This window comes from Amycolatopsis sp. NPDC039088, from assembly GCF_055598845.1.
This window is the reverse complement of sequence record NZ_JBVKAE010000025.1, coordinates 138,118-154,287: the sequence shown is the minus strand read 5'-3', so window position 1 is coordinate 154,287 and position 16,170 is coordinate 138,118. Positions and strand designations below refer to the sequence as shown.

Annotated in this window: 13 protein-coding genes; 7 read left to right on the top strand and 6 right to left on the bottom strand. The window is 68.5% G+C overall.

Features of this window, described 5'->3' with window-relative positions; all coding sequences use genetic code 11:
- Positions 1–405 precede the first annotated feature (405 nt).
- The gene (locus ACZ7KI_RS29120; protein WP_470276247.1) at positions 406–1,407 is read right to left on the bottom strand and encodes a Gfo/Idh/MocA family protein; all 1,002 of its coding nucleotides are present in this window, start codon (positions 1,405–1,407) and stop codon (positions 406–408) included.
- A 13-nt stretch (positions 1,408–1,420) separates the two neighbouring features.
- On the bottom strand, positions 1,421–2,419 hold the full coding sequence (locus ACZ7KI_RS29115; protein ID WP_470276246.1) for a LacI family DNA-binding transcriptional regulator: 999 nt from the start codon (positions 2,417–2,419) through the stop codon (positions 1,421–1,423).
- A gap of 140 nt (positions 2,420–2,559) precedes the next feature.
- Between ACZ7KI_RS29115 and ACZ7KI_RS29110 the strand changes: the two genes are divergently transcribed.
- From ACZ7KI_RS29110 to iolD, 7 genes are read left to right on the top strand one after another with little or no spacing between them, the layout of a single operon-like run.
- Positions 2,560–3,450: a sugar phosphate isomerase/epimerase family protein gene (locus ACZ7KI_RS29110; RefSeq protein WP_470276245.1), complete on the top strand. Its 891-nt coding sequence runs from the start codon at positions 2,560–2,562 to the stop codon at positions 3,448–3,450.
- A 24-nt stretch (positions 3,451–3,474) separates the two neighbouring features.
- The gene (locus ACZ7KI_RS29105; protein WP_470276244.1) at positions 3,475–4,461 is read left to right on the top strand and encodes a substrate-binding domain-containing protein; all 987 of its coding nucleotides are present in this window, start codon (positions 3,475–3,477) and stop codon (positions 4,459–4,461) included.
- Complete coding sequence (locus ACZ7KI_RS29100) at positions 4,458–5,492, top strand: ABC transporter permease (RefSeq protein ID WP_470276243.1); 1,035 nt, start codon at positions 4,458–4,460, stop codon at positions 5,490–5,492. The genes ACZ7KI_RS29105 and ACZ7KI_RS29100 overlap by 4 nt, the downstream gene beginning before the upstream one ends.
- Positions 5,489–6,274, top strand: coding sequence for an ATP-binding cassette domain-containing protein (locus tag ACZ7KI_RS29095; RefSeq protein ID WP_470276242.1), 786 nt, complete (start codon positions 5,489–5,491; stop codon positions 6,272–6,274). The genes ACZ7KI_RS29100 and ACZ7KI_RS29095 overlap by 4 nt, the downstream gene beginning before the upstream one ends.
- The gene (iolC, locus tag ACZ7KI_RS29090; RefSeq protein WP_470276241.1) at positions 6,271–7,203 is read left to right on the top strand and encodes a 5-dehydro-2-deoxygluconokinase; all 933 of its coding nucleotides are present in this window, start codon (positions 6,271–6,273) and stop codon (positions 7,201–7,203) included. The genes ACZ7KI_RS29095 and iolC overlap by 4 nt, the downstream gene beginning before the upstream one ends.
- Positions 7,200–8,090, top strand: coding sequence for a 5-deoxy-glucuronate isomerase (gene iolB / locus ACZ7KI_RS29085; protein ID WP_470276240.1), 891 nt, complete (start codon positions 7,200–7,202; stop codon positions 8,088–8,090). Before iolC ends, iolB begins: the two co-directional genes overlap by 4 nt.
- The gene (gene iolD / locus ACZ7KI_RS29080; protein WP_470276239.1) at positions 8,087–9,931 is read left to right on the top strand and encodes a 3D-(3,5/4)-trihydroxycyclohexane-1,2-dione acylhydrolase (decyclizing); all 1,845 of its coding nucleotides are present in this window, start codon (positions 8,087–8,089) and stop codon (positions 9,929–9,931) included. The genes iolB and iolD overlap by 4 nt, the downstream gene beginning before the upstream one ends.
- A gap of 4 nt (positions 9,932–9,935) precedes the next feature.
- On the opposite strand, the gene ACZ7KI_RS29075 is transcribed toward iolD, so the two are convergent.
- The 4 genes from ACZ7KI_RS29075 to ACZ7KI_RS29060 form a co-directional block, all read right to left on the bottom strand.
- Positions 9,936–10,802, bottom strand: a complete 867-nt coding sequence (locus ACZ7KI_RS29075; protein WP_470276238.1) for an NAD(P)-dependent oxidoreductase — start codon at positions 10,800–10,802, stop codon at positions 9,936–9,938.
- A gap of 94 nt (positions 10,803–10,896) precedes the next feature.
- The gene (locus ACZ7KI_RS29070; protein ID WP_465504519.1) at positions 10,897–11,475 is read right to left on the bottom strand and encodes a TetR/AcrR family transcriptional regulator; all 579 of its coding nucleotides are present in this window, start codon (positions 11,473–11,475) and stop codon (positions 10,897–10,899) included.
- 54 nt (positions 11,476–11,529) lie between these two features.
- Positions 11,530–12,276, bottom strand: coding sequence for a maleate cis-trans isomerase family protein (locus ACZ7KI_RS29065; protein ID WP_470276237.1), 747 nt, complete (start codon positions 12,274–12,276; stop codon positions 11,530–11,532).
- A gap of 17 nt (positions 12,277–12,293) precedes the next feature.
- Positions 12,294–16,097 (bottom strand): non-ribosomal peptide synthetase family protein, encoded by a 3,804-nt coding sequence (locus ACZ7KI_RS29060; protein ID WP_470276236.1) that lies wholly within the window; start codon positions 16,095–16,097, stop codon positions 12,294–12,296.
- Between the last annotated feature and the right edge of the window lie 73 nt (positions 16,098–16,170).

Genomic DNA, 16,170 nt, shown 5'->3' with positions numbered 1-16,170 from the left:
ACCACCAGGGAAACGCGTAGGCAGCAGCGACCACAGCCCGCGACACGACACGTTTGACTTACCCCTCAATAGAACGACCCAAATCACTCACGACCTCCTCGTGAAACCGTGTAAATTACCTGAATCGGTCACTTTTGCCTCGAAATTTGTCCCTTATGGACAGTCGAGTATCGGGCCGAACCTCTCGTGTCAGCCAGCTCCACCACGACACGTTTGCCTTGTCCCGCTATGACAGCGGCCCCGACCAGCGGTTATGCGACTTGCCACAATCCTGACCTTGAGGGCAGGGAAGGACTCCTTCACGGAAACATGGCCAACGTGTCGCGAAAGAACGCGCCGTATGAGGTGTCGTCTATGGCAACTTTGCCTTACCCCTCAACGAAACATAAATCACCACTTCCAACGCTAGACGCGCACCTCGTCCACGCGGACCGGTCGGCGTTCGCGACGGGAGACCTCGCAGGCTTCGGCGATGTAGAAGGCCTCCAGTGCGTCGGCGGCACCGCACGGGCTCGGTGCGCGACCGGCCGCGACCTCCAGGAACGCCTTCAGTTCGCTGACGTACGCCGGGCGGAACCGCTCCATGAATCCGGGATAGGCCGGACCGGGCAGGGGCTGGACACCGGGCTCCACCGAGGTCAGCGGCGTGCGCTCGTCCAAGCCCACCACCGCGTTCCCTGCCGAGCCGAGCACCTCCAGCCGGACGTCGTAGCCGGCGCCGTTGTAGCGGGTCAGCGAGACGACGGCCAGCGTGCCGTCGTCCAGCGTCAGGGTCGCGGCCGCGGTGTCGACATCACCGGCGTCGACGAAGAATTGCTCGCCCTTGTTCGCCCCGACGGCGTAGACCTCGACGACCTCACGGCCACTGACGAACCGGACGACGTCGAAGTCGTGCACCCCGCAGTCGCGGAACAGGCCACCGGAATGCACGACGTACTCCGCGGGCGGCGGCGCCGGGTCCAGGGTGGTGGCGCGGAGGGTGTGCAGCCAGCCCAGCTCACCCGAGGCCACCGCGGCGCGGGCGGCGACGTAGCCCTCGTCGAACCGGCGCTGGAAACCGATCTGCACCGGGACGGCCGAACCGGAGATCTTGTCGATCACCGCGCGCGTGCCGGGGATGTCGGCGGCGACGGGTTTCTCGCAGAACACCGGGATGCCCGCGTCCACGGCCCGGAGGATCAGTTCCGGATGGGCGTCCGTCGCCGCCGCGATCACCAGTCCGTCCAAAGAGGACGCGAAGAGCGCGGAGAGGTCCGCCGCCGCTTCGACACCGAGTTTGGCCGCGGCCGCCTGGGCTCGCGCGGTGTCGACGTCGGCGACGACCACGGACGAAACCTCGTCGAAGCCCTTCAAGGTTTCGGCGTGCGAAGTGCCGATCCGGCCGGTGCCGGCAAGTCCCAACCTCATTCTCTTGCCCTTTCTAGAGCGCGGCGGTGGTCGAGCGGACCACCAGCGACGGATGCAGCAGATGCCGGACCGGTTCGGTGCGTTCGCCCCGGACTCGTTCGAGCAGGGCCTCGACGGCCAGCCGTCCCATTTCGGTGCGTGGCTGGTCCACTGTGGTCAGTGAGAGATGGCGCAACGCGGCGAGCGAGGTGTTGTCGTAACCGACCACGGAAACGTCCTCCGGCACCCGCAGGCCGGCCTCCTCCAGCGCGGAGATCGCGCCGACGGCGTTGAAGTCGTTTCCTGCCACCAAAGCCGTCGGCAGGTCCGCGCGCGCGTAGTCACCGAGGAGTTCGTGCACGGCCTTTTCCCCGGCGGTGTCGGTGTGTTCACTGCGCACGATGATCGGGTGCAGGCGGTGCCGCCGCATCGCCTGCTGATATCCCCGGCGCCGGGCGGCCGCACCGGCCGCGACGCCACCGTCCAGATGGGCGATCCGCCGGTGCCCCAGGGAGACGAGATGCTCGACGGCCAGCGCGGAACCTGCCTCACCGTCGTCGTTCACCGTGTCCACGTCCCGTACGCGCGAGGTCCGCGAGACGAGGACGACCGGGCATTGTGCGGCCGCTTCCTCGATCGCCATCGCGGGCAGCACCGGTGACAGCAGGATCACCCCGGCCGGCCGGAAGGAGAGCAGGTTCCGCAGCGCGGCGCGTTCGCGCGCGGGACTGCGGCCACCGGTGTTGAGGATCAGGTTGAAGCCCGCGGCCTCGGCCGCGGCGTCGAGCCCTTCGACGACGTCGGCGAAGAAGGCGTTGCGCAGATCGGAGACCATCACGCCGAGGACGGTGGAGGTCCGGCTGGCCAGCGACCTGGCCATGGCGTGCGGTTCGTAGCCGAGTTCGTGCGCCGCGCACAGCACCCGCGTCCGCCGTTCGTCGGAGACGTTCGGCGCGTTGCGCATCACCAGTGACACGAGCGCGCGGGAAACCCCCGCTTTCGCGGCGACGTCCTCCATCGTCGGTCGTGCCATTCGCCGCTCTCCCCTGCCTGCCGAAATCGGCTGAAACCAGCCGAACCCTGCCCTTGACTTTGCTGTGACGGACGCTACATGATTAGAGCGCTCTAATCAATAGAGCGCTCTAATCCGCTCCCCCTACCCGGAGGTCGCCGATGACATCCCGGATCCGAATCGCCGCCGCCCCGATCTCCTGGGGTGTCTGCGAAGTCCCCGGCTGGGGCCGCGTTCTCGAGGCGGGGACCGTACTGGGCGAGATGGCGGAACTGGGGGTGCGCGCCACCGAACTCGGCCCTCCCGGGTATCTCCCGCGCGACCCGGCCGCGCTGCGCGAGCTGCTGGGCGGGTACCGGCTCGACCTGGTCGGCGGCTTTCTCGCCGTCGTGTTGCACAAAGACCCCGAAGCCGCCCTGGCGGAGGCGGAAGAGTCGGCGGCGCTGTTCGCCGCCTGCGGTGGCGACCTGCTCGTGCTCGCCGCCGCGACGGGACTCGACGGCTACGACGACAAGCCGAAGCTGACCGATGCCGAGTGGGCGACCTTGATCGAAACCTCGGATGAGATCGCGAAAATCGCCGCGCGGCACGGTCTTCGCACCGTGCTGCATCCGCACGTCGGGACGCAGGTGGAGACCGAGGAGGAGGTCGAGCGCTTCCTCGCCGATTCCGCTCTCCCGCTGTGCCTGGACACCGGACATCTCCTGATCGGCGGTACCGATCCGGTCGCGCTGGCCGGACGCCACCCGGATCGGATCGGTCACCTGCACCTCAAGGACGTACGCGGCGCGCTCGCCGAAGACGTCCGCGCAGGCAGGCTTCCCTACGCCGAAGCGGTGGGCCAAGGTTTGTACGTCCCGCTCGGTGACGGGGACGTCGACATCGAAGCGATGGTCAGGTCCGTCCACGAGGCGGGCTATGCCGGGTGGTACGTGCTCGAACAGGACACCGCGCTGAGCGAGGGGAGCCCGGAAGACCTGCCGAAACGGGATGTGACCAGGAGCCTGGCCCATCTCGGTGAGATCGTCAGCCGGCTCCCGGCTGCCAGGTAACGGAAGAAGCGAGGAGAGACGACGATGTCCCATCGCTTTAAAGCGGCGTTGGTGGCCGCGGCGGGGCTGGTGCTCCTGTCCGCGTGCACCGGGCCGAAGGCCGAGGAGAAACCCGTCGAGGGCGCCGGCCCGGCGACGACACAGCCCAGCGGGCCGCTGCGGGTCGCGGTCATCTCGCACGGCACCGCGGGTGACGCGTTCTGGAATGTGGTCAAGAACGGTGCCGAGGAGGCCGGCAGGCAGCTCGACGTCCAGGTCGAGTACAACTCCGACGGAGACCCCGGCAACCAGGCCAAGCTGATCGACAACGCGGTCGCGCAGCGGGTCGGCGGGCTGGTGGTGTCAATGGCGAACCCGGAGGCGCTCAAGACCTCGATCGAGAACGCGGTCCGCGCCGGGATCCCGGTCATCACCATCAACTCCGGCGAGGACAAGAGCGCGGAGTACGGCGCGCTCACCCACGTCGGGCAGAACGAGACCATCGCCGGCGAGGAGGCCGGGAAGAAGTTCAAGGACCTCGGCAAGAAGAAGCTGCTCTGCGTGGTCCACGAAGCGGGCAACGTCGGGCAGGCCCAGCGCTGCGACGGCGCCAAGGCCGGGTTCGCGGGCGACGTGCAGACCCTGCAGGTCGACATCAGCAACCCTGCCGACGCCGAATCCCGGATCAGGGGCGCGGTGCAGACCGACTCCTCCCTCGACGCCGTCCTGACGTTGAACTCGCAGGTCGCCGCGCGGGCGGTGAGCGCCATCAAGGCGGTCGGCTCGCCCGCCCAGGTCGGCACGTTCGACCTGAACACCGACGTCGTCGGCGCGATCAAGGCGGGCGACGTGGTGTTCGCGGTCGATCAGCAGCAGTACGAACAGGGCTATCTCCCGGTGCAGTTCCTCAAGCTCTACCGGGACAACGCGAACGTCGTCGGCGGCGGGAAGCCGGTGCTCACCGGTCCCGACCTGGTCGACAAATCCACTGTGGACACCGTCGGCCAGTACGTGCAAAGGGGCACGCGATGACAACCACCACCCTCGACGAACGGATCGCGAAACCCCGGCTGCTCGACAGGCTGGTCGTCCGCCCCGAGATCGGCGCGCTGCTCGGCGCCGTCGTCGTCTTCCTGTTCTTCACCGTCGTCACCGACCAGTTCTTCAGCGGCAGCGGAGTGGCGACCTGGCTGGACGACGCCTCGACCCTCGGCATCATGGCGGTCGCCGTGTCGCTGCTGATGATCGGCGGCGAGTTCGACCTCTCGGCGGGCGTGATGACCGCGTCCACCGCCCTCGTCACCGCGACACTGGCGACGCAGGCAGGCTGGAACGTCTGGCTCGCGCTGTTCGCGTCGCTGGTCTTCGCGCTCGCGGTCGGGGCGTTCAACGGCTGGCTGGTGATGCGCACCGGACTGCCCAGTTTCATCGTCACCCTGGGCACGTTCCTGGCGTTGCAAGGGCTCAACCTCGGCGTCACGCGCTTGGTCACCGGCACCGTCCAGGTATCCGGGATGCGCTCGACCGACGGTTACGAATCCGCCGGTTTCATCTTCGCGTCCACAGTGGACATCGGCGGGACCGCGTTCCAGATCTCGATCGTCTGGTGGATCGGGTTCGCCGTACTGGCGGCCTGGCTGCTGGTCCGGACCCGGTTCGGCAACTGGATCTTCGCCGTCGGCGGCAACGCGCCCAGTTCCCGCGCGGTCGGGGTTCCGGTGGTGCGCACGAAGATCATATTGTTCATGACCACCGCGCTCGCCGCGTGGCTGGTCGGTTCGATCAACATCCTGCGGTTCGCGAGTGTCCAGGCGAACCAGGGCATCGGGCTGGAATTCCAGTACATCATCGCGGCCGTGATCGGCGGTTGCCTGCTGACCGGCGGTTTCGGTTCGGCGATCGGTGCCGCGATCGGTGCGCTGATCTTCGGTATGGCACGGCAGGGCATCGTGTTCGCCCGCTGGGACAGCGACTGGTTCATGCTGTTCCTCGGGGTCATGCTGCTGTCGGCGGTCCTGGTCAACAACGCCTTCCGGCGGCGCGCGGAAAGGGTACGGCGATGAACCATCTTCTCGAGGTCAGGGACGTCGGCAAGACCTACGGCAGCGTGATCGCCTTGCGGGACGTGTCCACCGTCGTCAACGCGGGCGAGGTCACCTGCGTACTCGGCGACAACGGTGCGGGCAAGTCCACCTTGATCAAGATTCTCGCCGGGGTCCACCGGCACGACGAGGGCGAGTTCCTCGTCGAGGGCGAGCCGGTCGAGTTCGCGTCGCCACGGGAGGCGCTCGATCGCGGTATCGCGACGGTGTACCAGGATCTGGCGGTCGTACCGCTGATGAGCGTGTGGCGGAACTTCTTCCTCGGCTCCGAACCGACGGTCGGCTTCGGCCCGTTCCGGGCGCTGGACCGGAAGAAGGGCCGCGAGACGACCAAGAAGGCGTTGTCCGACATGGGCATCGACCTGCGTGACGTCGAGCAGCCGGTCGGCACGCTGTCCGGTGGCGAGCGGCAGTGCGTCGCCATCGCGCGGGCGGTCCACTTCGGGGCGAAGGTGCTGATCCTCGACGAGCCGACAGCGGCGCTGGGCGTGAAACAGGCCGGTGTCGTCCTCAAGTACGTCGCGCAGGCCCGTGCTCGCGGGCTCGGCGTCGTGCTGATCACGCACAACCCGCATCACGCGTATCCCGTGGCCGATCGGTTCCTGCTGCTCAAACGGGGGGCGCCGCTCGGCTCCTACGAGAAGTCCGAGATCGACCTCGCCGAACTGACCCGGCAGATGGCGGGCGGCGCGGAACTGGAAGCCCTCGAACACGAATTGCGAGCCGTGGAGTCCCCTTCATGACCACTCTCGAAGCACTGACCGTCGGCCGGGTCGGGGTGGACCTCTACCCCGAACAGAGCGGCGTGCCGCTGGCCGGGGTCAGTACCTTCGCCAAATCGCTCGGCGGCACCGCGACCAACGTCGCGGTCGCCGCCGCGCGGCTCGGCCGCTCGACGTCGGTGCTGACGAAGGTCGGCCCGGACGGGTTCGGCGACTACGTACGGCAGGCGCTGCGAGGGTTCGGTGTGTCACCCGACCACGTCGGGACCTCGGCGGGGCTGCAGACGCCGGTGGTGTTCTGCGAACTGAACCCGCCCGCGGATCCGCCGCTGCTGTTCTACCGGTCCCCGGTCGCGCCGGATCTGACGCTCGACGAAGCCGACGTGCCCTGGGACATCGTGGAAACGGTGCCGCTGCTGTGGGTCACCGGGACCGGTGTGTCCGTCGAACCGGCACGCGGGACCCAGCGCGAGATGCTCCGGCGGCGCGGACGGCGATCGCATACCGTGCTCGATCTCGATTTCCGGCCGATGTTCTGGCCCGGCACCGAGACCGCGCGCGAGGAGATCGGCTGGATGCTCGACCACGTCACGGTCGCGGTCGGCAACCGCGCCGAGGCGGAGGTCGCCGTCGGAACGGCGGATCCCGATGAGGCCGCGTCCAGGATGCTGGCCAGGGGCGTGGAACTGGCGGTGATCAAGAAGGGCGCCGAGGGTGTTCTGGTGGCCACCGCCGAGGGGCGCTGGACGGTGCCGCCGCAGCGGGTCGAGGTCGTATGCGGGCTCGGCGCCGGTGACGGATTCGGTGGCGCGCTGATCCACGGTCTGCTGTCCGGCTGGGATCCGGTACGCATCGCCACCTACGCCAACGCGGCCGGTGCGCTCGTCGCGTCCCGGCTGGCCTGCGCCGACGCCATGCCCACCGCCGACGAGATCGAGGAGTTGCTGTGAGCAAGCTGCACCGTCCACTCGGGACGCTTTCGGACGAGCGGGACCCGGTCCGGCTCACCCCGGATTCGGCGGGCTGGACCTACAGCGGGCTCCGGGTGCTCGCGCTGCGCGCGGGTGGGAAGCGGGTCGTGCGCACCGGCGACTACGAGGCGTTCGTCCTGCCGTTGTCCGGCGCGTGCACGGTCCGCGTCGACGGACAGGTCTTCGAACTCGCCGGACGCGACTCGGTGTTCACCCGGGTCACCGATTTCGCCTACGTGCCACGCGATGCCGAAGTCGAATTGTCGACGGTGGACGGCATCGAGGTGGCGTTGCCGATGGCGCGCTGCACCCGCCGTCTCGAACCCCGCTATGGACCGGCCGAGAACGTCCCGGTGGAGGTCCGCGGGGCTGGGCAGGCCACGAGGCAGGTCACCAACTTCGGCGTGCCCGGCGTCTGGGACCACGCCGACAAACTGAACGCGTGCGAGCTGATCACCCCCGGCGGCAACTGGTCGTCCTATCCGCCGCACAAACACGACGAGGCGTCCGAATGCGAGGTCGTCAACGAGGAGATCTACTACTTCCGCGTCGCCGGCCGCGACGGCGTGACACCTTCGCGCGAGGGCTTCGGCCTGCACCGGACGTACACCTCGGACGGCGAACTCGACGAGGACGTCGCGGTCCGGGACGGTGACGTCTTCCTGATCCCGCGCGGCTATCACGGCCCTTGTGTCGCCGCGCCGGGGTACCCGATGTACTACCTGAACGTCTTGGCCGGGCCGGCCGACGAGCGGTCGATGGCCTTCTGCGACGACCCCGCGCACGGCTGGGTCCGCGAGACCTGGAACGAGCAGGACCTCGACCCGCGCTGCCCGGTCACGAGCCACGAAGGACGGGTGTCATGAAACTGACCACCGCACAGGCGCTGGTGCGCTGGCTGCTCGCGCAGCGGTCGGAGGCGATGGACGGCCGGGAGGTCCCCCTGTTCCCCGGGGTGTTCGCGATCTTCGGGCACGGCAACGTGCTCGGTCTCGGCACCGCGCTGGAGGAACACCGCGAGGAGCTCCCGCTGTGGCGCGGCCAGACCGAACAGGGCATGGCGCTCGCGGCCGTCGGTTACGCCAAGGCGAAGCATCGGCGCCAGGTCGGCGTGGTGACGTCGTCGATCGGGCCCGGCGCGCTGAACATGGTCACCGCGGCCGGGGTCGCGCACGCCAACCGGCTGCCGGTGCTGCTGCTTCCCGGCGACACCTTCACCAGCCGCGCGCCGGATCCCGTGCTGCAGCAGGTGGAGCACTTCGGTGATCCGACAGCCACGGTCAACGACGCGTTCCGCGCGGTGAGCCGGTATTTCGACCGGATCACCCGGCCGGAGCAGTTGCTTTCGACGCTGCCGCAGGTCGCCAGGGTGCTGACCGATCCGGCGGACGCGGGTCCGGTGACCCTCGCGCTGCCCCAGGACGTCCAGGTGGAGACCTACGACTTCCCGGACACGCTGTTCGAACCGGTGACTCATCGCCCGCCGCGCCCCCGGCCCGATCGGCGGACCCTCACCGAGGCGGCGGGCGTGCTGTGGGCGGCCCGGAAACCGTTGCTGGTACTCGGGGGCGGCGTCCGGTACTCCGGCGCCGGTCAGCGCGCGCTGGCCTTCGCCGAACACCACGGCGTCCCGGTCACCGAGACCACCGCCGGGCGGACCCTGGTTCCCCATAGGCATCCGCTCCACGCGGGTCCGCTGGGTGTCACCGGCTCGGCGTCCGCGAACGTCCTGGCCGCCGAAGCGGATGTCGTCCTGGCCGTCGGCACCCGCTTGCAGGACTTCACCACCGCGTCGTGGACGGTGTTCTCCCCCGACGTCCGGCTGATCACCCTGAACGCCGCCCGGTTCGACGCGGTCAAACACGGCGCGCTGGCCATCGTGGCCGACGCCGACGCCGGTCTCTCGGAGCTGGCCGCCCAGCTGGAAAGCTGGCAAGTCGATCCTTTGTGGAAAGAACGCGCCGCGGCGGAACGCGGCCGGTGGGACGCGCATGTCGACTCCCTGCGCACCGTTTCCGGCGAGGTTCCGACCTACGCCCAGGTCGTCGGCGTGGTCAACGACCTCTCCGAACCGCGCGACTACGTGATGACCGCGTCCGGCGGGATGCCGGGAGAGCTGATCGGCGGCTGGCGTGGGTCGGGGTCGATCAGCATGGACGTCGAGTACGGGTTCTCGTGCATGGGATACGAACTCGCGGGCGCCTGGGGTGCGGCGATGGCGCATACCGATGGACTGGTGACCACGATGCTCGGCGACGGCTCGTACCTGATGCTGAACTCGGAACTGTTCTCGGCGGCCTTCGCCGGGCATCCGTTCGTGGCGGTGGTCTGCGACAACGACGGCTACGCGGTCATCGCCCGGCTACAGAAGGGCCAAGGCGGCAAACCGTACAACAACTTCCTCGCCGATTGCCGCACAGCGCACGCGTCACCGCCGCGAGTCGACTTCGCACGTCACGCGGAATCGCTGGGGTGCGCGGTGTTCACCGCGTCCTCTTTGGACGATGTACGGGCGGCCTACGCGAAGGCGCGAGAGGTGGCGGTGGCCGAAAACCGGCCGGCGGTGGTCGTGGTCCGGACCCAGCCGAACTCCTGGACCGAGGCAGGCGCCTGGTGGGAGGTCGGCGTTCCGGAGCATCTTTCCGGCCGAGGAGACTTCGAGGAGAGCAAAGCCGCGCAGCTCAGGTACCTGAGGCACCGCATTTAGAGGACTAAATGCGCTCTTCGAAGCTGGCGAAGTAGCCGGCCGCCATGTCCTCGTCGCCGTGCCCGGCCTCGGACGCGCGGGCGAAGCGGGCCCGGCCCGCCTCGACGACGTCCATCCGGACACCCGCGCGAGCCGCGGCTTCGAGCACCAGCCGGGAGTCCTTCTCGGCGTTGTCGACCGAGAAGGCGGTGGTGTAGTCGTTCTTGAGGATCGCGGCGGATTTGGCCTGGAAGTAGCCGTTGTCCATCGGGCCGCCGGTGACGACGTCGACGAAGTGCTTCGGGTCGACACCGAGGCCTTCGGCCAGCGCGAGTGCCTCGCCGACGCCGTGGGTCAGCGCGATCACCCAGGTGTTCAGCACCAGTTTGAGCCGGCTCGCCGCGCCGGAGCGGCCGTCGTCGCCCACCCACAACGTGCGCTTGCCGATCGTGTCGAACAGCGGCTGGACGGTCTCGCGCGCCTCGGGCACGCCCGCCGCCAGCACGATCAGCTGACCTTGTTCGGCGGGCTGGCGGGTGCCCTGCACCGGCGCGTCGACGAAGACGAGGCCCTGCTCATCGGCGTAGGCGACGAGTTCGTCGACGGCGTCGCCGACGGTGCTGAGCTGCACCCAGATCGTGCCGGCGGCGGGGGCGGCCGCGCGGATCGCTTCGAGCACCGTCCGGCCGTCCGTGAGGACCGTGATCACGACCTGTACGCCCTCAACCGCGTCCGCGGCACTCGCGAACGCCTGGACTCCGTCCCCGGTCAGTGCTTCGGCCTTGGCCGGGGTGCGGTTCCAAGCGCGGACCGCGAAGCCCGCCTTGCTCAGGTTGCGGGCCACCGCCGCACCGATGATTCCGGTGCCGAGCACCGCGACGGTTTCCGTCATGACTTGCCTTCACTCCTTGTGGAACGCTCGTTAAAGAACACGCGCGAAGGAAACCACGCGTGGACTGAGGGGATTCGCTACGAAACCTGGAACATCACAACGCCTGAATGGTGGTTTCGACGACCTGGGTGAGTACCTGCCGGTCCGCGGTCTTGCCCAGCACCCGCAGGCCGTACATCGCGGCGAGGGTGAACTGCGCCAGCGCCCGCGGATCCCGGCTCGCGCCGATCTCGCCCTCCTGCCGCGCGGCGGCGTACTCGACGTGGAACGCGTCCTCGACCCGCTGGAAGTTGTGGCGGACGCGCGCGGTGACCTCCTCGTCGATCCCGCCGAGTTCGAGGGCGGCGTTGACGGCGAGGCAGCCGCGATGCTCGGACGGCTCCGCCGTCTCGTCGTCGACGACGTCCATCAGCACCCGCCGGATCCGCTCCCGGATCGTGCCCGGCGCGACCAGCATCTCCTCCACCCGCGTGGCGGACGTGTCCTCGTAACGGCGCAGCGCCTCCTGGAACAGGCGCTGCTTGCTCGTGAACGCGTGGTACAGGCTTCCCCGGCCCAGACCGGTGCCGTCCACCAGATCCTGGGCCGAGGTGGCCGCGTACCCCTTGCGCCAAAACGTGTCGACGGCCGCGTCGAGTACTTCGATGGGATCGAATCCCTTCGGACGTGGCATGAGCCCAGCATGACATGTTCTGTAACGCTCGGTCAAATATGGGGCCGGATGCGCTCAGTGCTCGGCCAGCAGGGAGCCGAAGCCACGCACGCGGTCGTCGATGCCATTCTGGCGCAGGGCGTGCCAGTACAGGGCGACGTTATTCGAGATCACCGGCTTGCCGAGCCAGAACTCGGCGGCCGCGGCGAGGCGCGCCATGGCGACGTTGGTGCCGACCTGGACGATCGCTTCGACGTCGGCGCCGTCGATTTCCTTGACCGCGTCCCGGAGGTCGGTCTCGGAGACGTGGGCGATCTTGACCGGGCTCGGCGCGCCGAGGCCTTGGACACCCAGCAGGTCGTAGCCGTTGCCGGTGAAGAAGCGGCTCACCGGGTCGTCGCCGACCGGCAGGTACGGCGTGATGACCGCGATCCGCCGGACTTCGAGGACCGTGAGTGCCGCGTTGATCGCGTCCGGGCTCATCGTCACCGGGCGCCCGCCCGCGGCCTCCACCATCGAGCCGAGGACGCGGGCGTGCGATTCCGGCCCTTCCCCATAGCTCTCCGGGGAGACCCCGATGATCACGCAACCGGGATCGCAGCTGAGGACACCCCGGATCGCCGGATGTGTCGACTTCCGGATGCCGCGCATGACGTGCTCGAATCCGGGCTGGTCGACCATGGAGTCGTCGTCGATGATCATCCGGCCGATGTGGTTGGTGACGCCGTCGGGGCGCATCGCGTCCAGTTCCGGCTGGGCCGAGGTGTTGGTGGACGGAACGACGACACCGACCTTGAGGCGGGGACCGAGGGAGTCGGGCACAGCTGGTTCTCCTTCGTCTAGGCGGATTTCCTGCTCCGTGCGCGGATCGCCGACACCAGTTCGCCGACCCCGTCTTCCTTGAGGACGCTGTAGTGATCGCCTTGGAGCGTGATCACCTCCGGCGGCGTGGCCGAATACCCGGAGCTGTTCTCGACGAACGAGTAGTCGTCGCCGTCGGCCTTGAAGAGGGTCACCGGAGCCGCGATCCGCCGCCGCGCCAGTTCGCGGAAGGTGTAGTCGAACCCGTAGGTCTCCTCGACGATACGGATGATCCGCCGGATCAGCCGCTCGTCAAGGGCCGGCAGCAGGTTCGCCACGAAGGCCGTGAAACCTTCCTCGTCGCGGACGGTTTCCCGGCAGGCCAGCGGTTCCGGCCCGGAGATCGAGCCGAGGAAGACCGACAGCAGGATCGTCAGATAGGCCGGATTCGTATAACTCGCCACCCGTTCGCCGCCGTCCCCGAGCTCGGGGTTGCCGGGGCAGATCAGCAGCAGGTCGTCGACCCGCTGTCCCTGCTGTTCCAGCTGCCACGCCGTTTCGAAGGCGACCCGCGCGCCGAACGAGTAACCCCACAGTGTGTAGGGGCCCTCCGGCTGGACGCGCCGGATCTCGGCGACGTCGGCCTTGGCCATCTCCTCGACGGTGGCGTAGGGCGTCTCACCCTCGTTGACGCCGTATGCCTGCACGCCGTAGAACGACCGCCCCAGACCGTTTCGCGCGGCCAGCGGCCGCAGGTTCATCGGATAGCCGCCGAGTCCCGGCCAGCAGAACACCGGGCTGCCGCCGCCGGTCGCCAGCGGGACCAGCCGCGACGACGGCTTGGCGGAATCCTCACCGATCCGGGCGGCCAGCTCGGCCAGCTTCGGGCATTCGAAGACGACCTGCAGCGGCAACCGGGTGCCGTACTCGCGATTGATCCGGTTCACCAGCGAGACCGCGGTCAGCGAGTTGCCGCCGGCGGCGAAGAAGTCGTCCCGCACCGAGACGTTGTCGTACTTCAGCGCCTTGCCCCACACTTCGGCCAGCCACCGCTCGTGGGCCGTCGAAGGTGCGACATAGGGCGTGTCGCCGCTCGCGGAACGGACGGCGTCGCTCTCCGCCAGCTTCCTGGCGTCGACCTTTCCGTTGGCGGTCAACGGCAACTCGTCCAGCACCAGCACCCGGTTGGGGATCATGTAGTCCGGCAAGGTCTGGGCCAGCTCGTCGCGGATGATCTCCGCCGGCCCCTTCATGTGCACCGCGTCTTCGCGCATCCCCTCGTCACGTATCTGCTCCTGGCTCACCTTGCCGCCGACGAAGAAGTACGAGGGCCCGGGCGCGATCCCTTGCCCGGCGAGGATGTCGTCGATCCGCCGGGCGGCGGGCAGCGGGTTCCCGCTCTTCGAGCTGTAGCCCGACGACATGAAGCCCAGCGCCGAACCGTTGCGCTGCAAGTGATGCAGTTTCTTGCCGAGGCCGAGGTACTCGAGCCGTTCCTCGTTCGCGCGGCTGACGGCGGTGATGCCGAAGGCCGCGCGCTCGTACACCTGCTGGTTGATCGCGATCACGTGCTTGCGCTCGATCAGCTTGTCGGAGAGCCGCTCGAAATCCCCGTCCCGCCACCGGTAGGTACCGGCGGGCAGCCCTTCGACCCGGCCCGGATGGGCCTGGACGAACAGTTCGGTGTCCTCCGGTCGCGGCGTGCCGTCGTTGGCGTGCCAGGAAAAAGTGCCGAGATAGTGGTCGTCGGCGGCGGCACCGACGCGGCCGGCCACCCGGGTGTCGAACGCCGCCGGGCTGATCGTGAGACCGTACCCGGGCAGGATCTCCTCGAATACGCCGACCATGTGGCCTGCCTCGAATTCGAGGACCTCACGGACGTTGTTCTTGTAGACCGGTTCGATGGCTCCGGTGCGGCCGATGAAATGCACCGAGTGCCCAGTGGTCGCACTCTCGGCGATCAGGACCAGTGTGTGGTCGATCGGGTGGTAGTAGTAGATCCCGGCACCGAGCCCGTCGAGACCGCTGGTCTCCAAATACAACTGCGTCGCGTACAGCGCGCCCGGCGAGGCGTAGGAGTATTTCGGCAGCAGACGCTCGTCGCTGGTGAATCTGCCGAACCACCGCATCATTTCACCCAGTTCGGCGAACGAGAGCTCGCCGGGTTCGCGGGAGTACGTGCCGACCGGGCGCGGTGTCAGGAGCGCGGCGAGGTCGTCGCGGGTGACCGCGCCGCCCTCGTAGTACCGGTAGGTCTTGCGGGCGAACACCTCCCGCCACTGACGGCCGGTCTCCTGTTTCCCCGGCAACACGGTGACCGGACGATCCCCGGTGTCACGCACCCCCGGATGGGACAGCTGCGCCTTGACCTGCAGTTTGCTGGCCTTGGACTGATGGTGCCCGCCGTGGTTGCCCTGATCCATCAGCGCGGCTTCCCTCGGATTCAGCTCCACGCAGGCGACGAGTGCCTTCGAGCCGGTCCGCGCGTCGTCGGTCACCACCGCCGCGGCCCGGCGCACCCAGGTGTGCTCCTCGATCGCCACGGTGATCTCGTCCAGTTCCACGCGGTAGCCACGCAGTTTGACCTGGTTGTCGGCGCGGCCGACGAACTGGATGGTGCCGTCCGGATTCCAGTAGGCGAGGTCGCCGGTGCGGTACAGCCGCTCGGTCGGCACAAACGGGTTCGGCACGAACCGTTCGCTCGTCTGCTCCGGCCGGTTCAGATACCCGCGGGCCAGCTGGATCCCGCCGATGTACAGCTCACCCGTCTCCCCGATCTCGACCGGCGCGAGATCGGCGTCGAGCACGAAGCACTGGGTGTTGTCGACAGGCACACCGATCGAAATCGTGCCCGCGCCTTCGTCGATCGTGTCCGGGTCGACGAGGTGGGCGGTCGCGTTGATCGTGCATTCCGTCGGCCCGTAGAGGTTGACCAGCCGCGCCGACGGCAGCTCGCGGACGATTTCCCTGGCCAGCTGGCGCGTGAGCGCCTCACCGCCGGAGAACAGCTTCCGCACCGTGGTGCAGGTGCCGAAGCGTTCCGTGTCGAGCAGTGCCTGCAGCAGCGTCGGGACGCACTGCAGCGTGGTGACGTCGTGCTTCACCACGGTGTCGATCAGGGCCTCGGGATCCCGGAACGCGCCGGGCGCGCTCATCACCACCCGGGCGCCCGCGGCGGGCGCCAGGATCTCCCACTGCGCGGCGTCGAAGCTCATCGGCGTCTTCTGCAGCACCGTGACGCCCGGGCCCAGGTGACCGCAGGCCCGCAGCCAGCGCATCTGGGACACGACGCCGCGGTGCTCGATCATCACGCCCTTCGGTTTGCCGGTGCTGCCCGAGGTGTAGATGACGTAGGCGAGTGAGTCCGGACGAGGCTTGTGCGGGATCTCCCCGGTCTCGCCGCGGACGTCGGTCACGGAAACGATCCGTGTCCCGGCGGGCACCAGCCCGGTGAGCCGCGCGACGAGGTGCGGCTGCGTGACGACGACGCCGGCGCGGCTGTCTTCGAGCATGTAGCGAAGCCGGTCTTCCGGGTATTCCGGGGACAACGGCAGATAAGCGGCGCCGGCGCCGAGGATGCCCCACACGCCGACCATCAGGGCCGCGGATGGCTCGACGTAGAGGCCGACGAGGTCGTTCGCGCCGATTCCCAGGCGCGTGAGATGAACGGCGAGGTCCGTAGTCGCTTCTTCGAGGCCGCGAAAAGTCATTTCGCGGTCACCATCGACGACGGCCACCGCCTCCGGCCGCGTTTCCGACCAGTATCCGAGCAGATCCGTGAGACAGGTGCCGGAACGGACCCGATGATGCGGTGCGACGTTGCCGATCGATGTCATGGTCATCCCCCAGTGCGAATTCCGTGGTTTTCGTTCCCCTGGTCAAAGGAGTGGCGCGGTGTTCCCGAGATACCGGCCG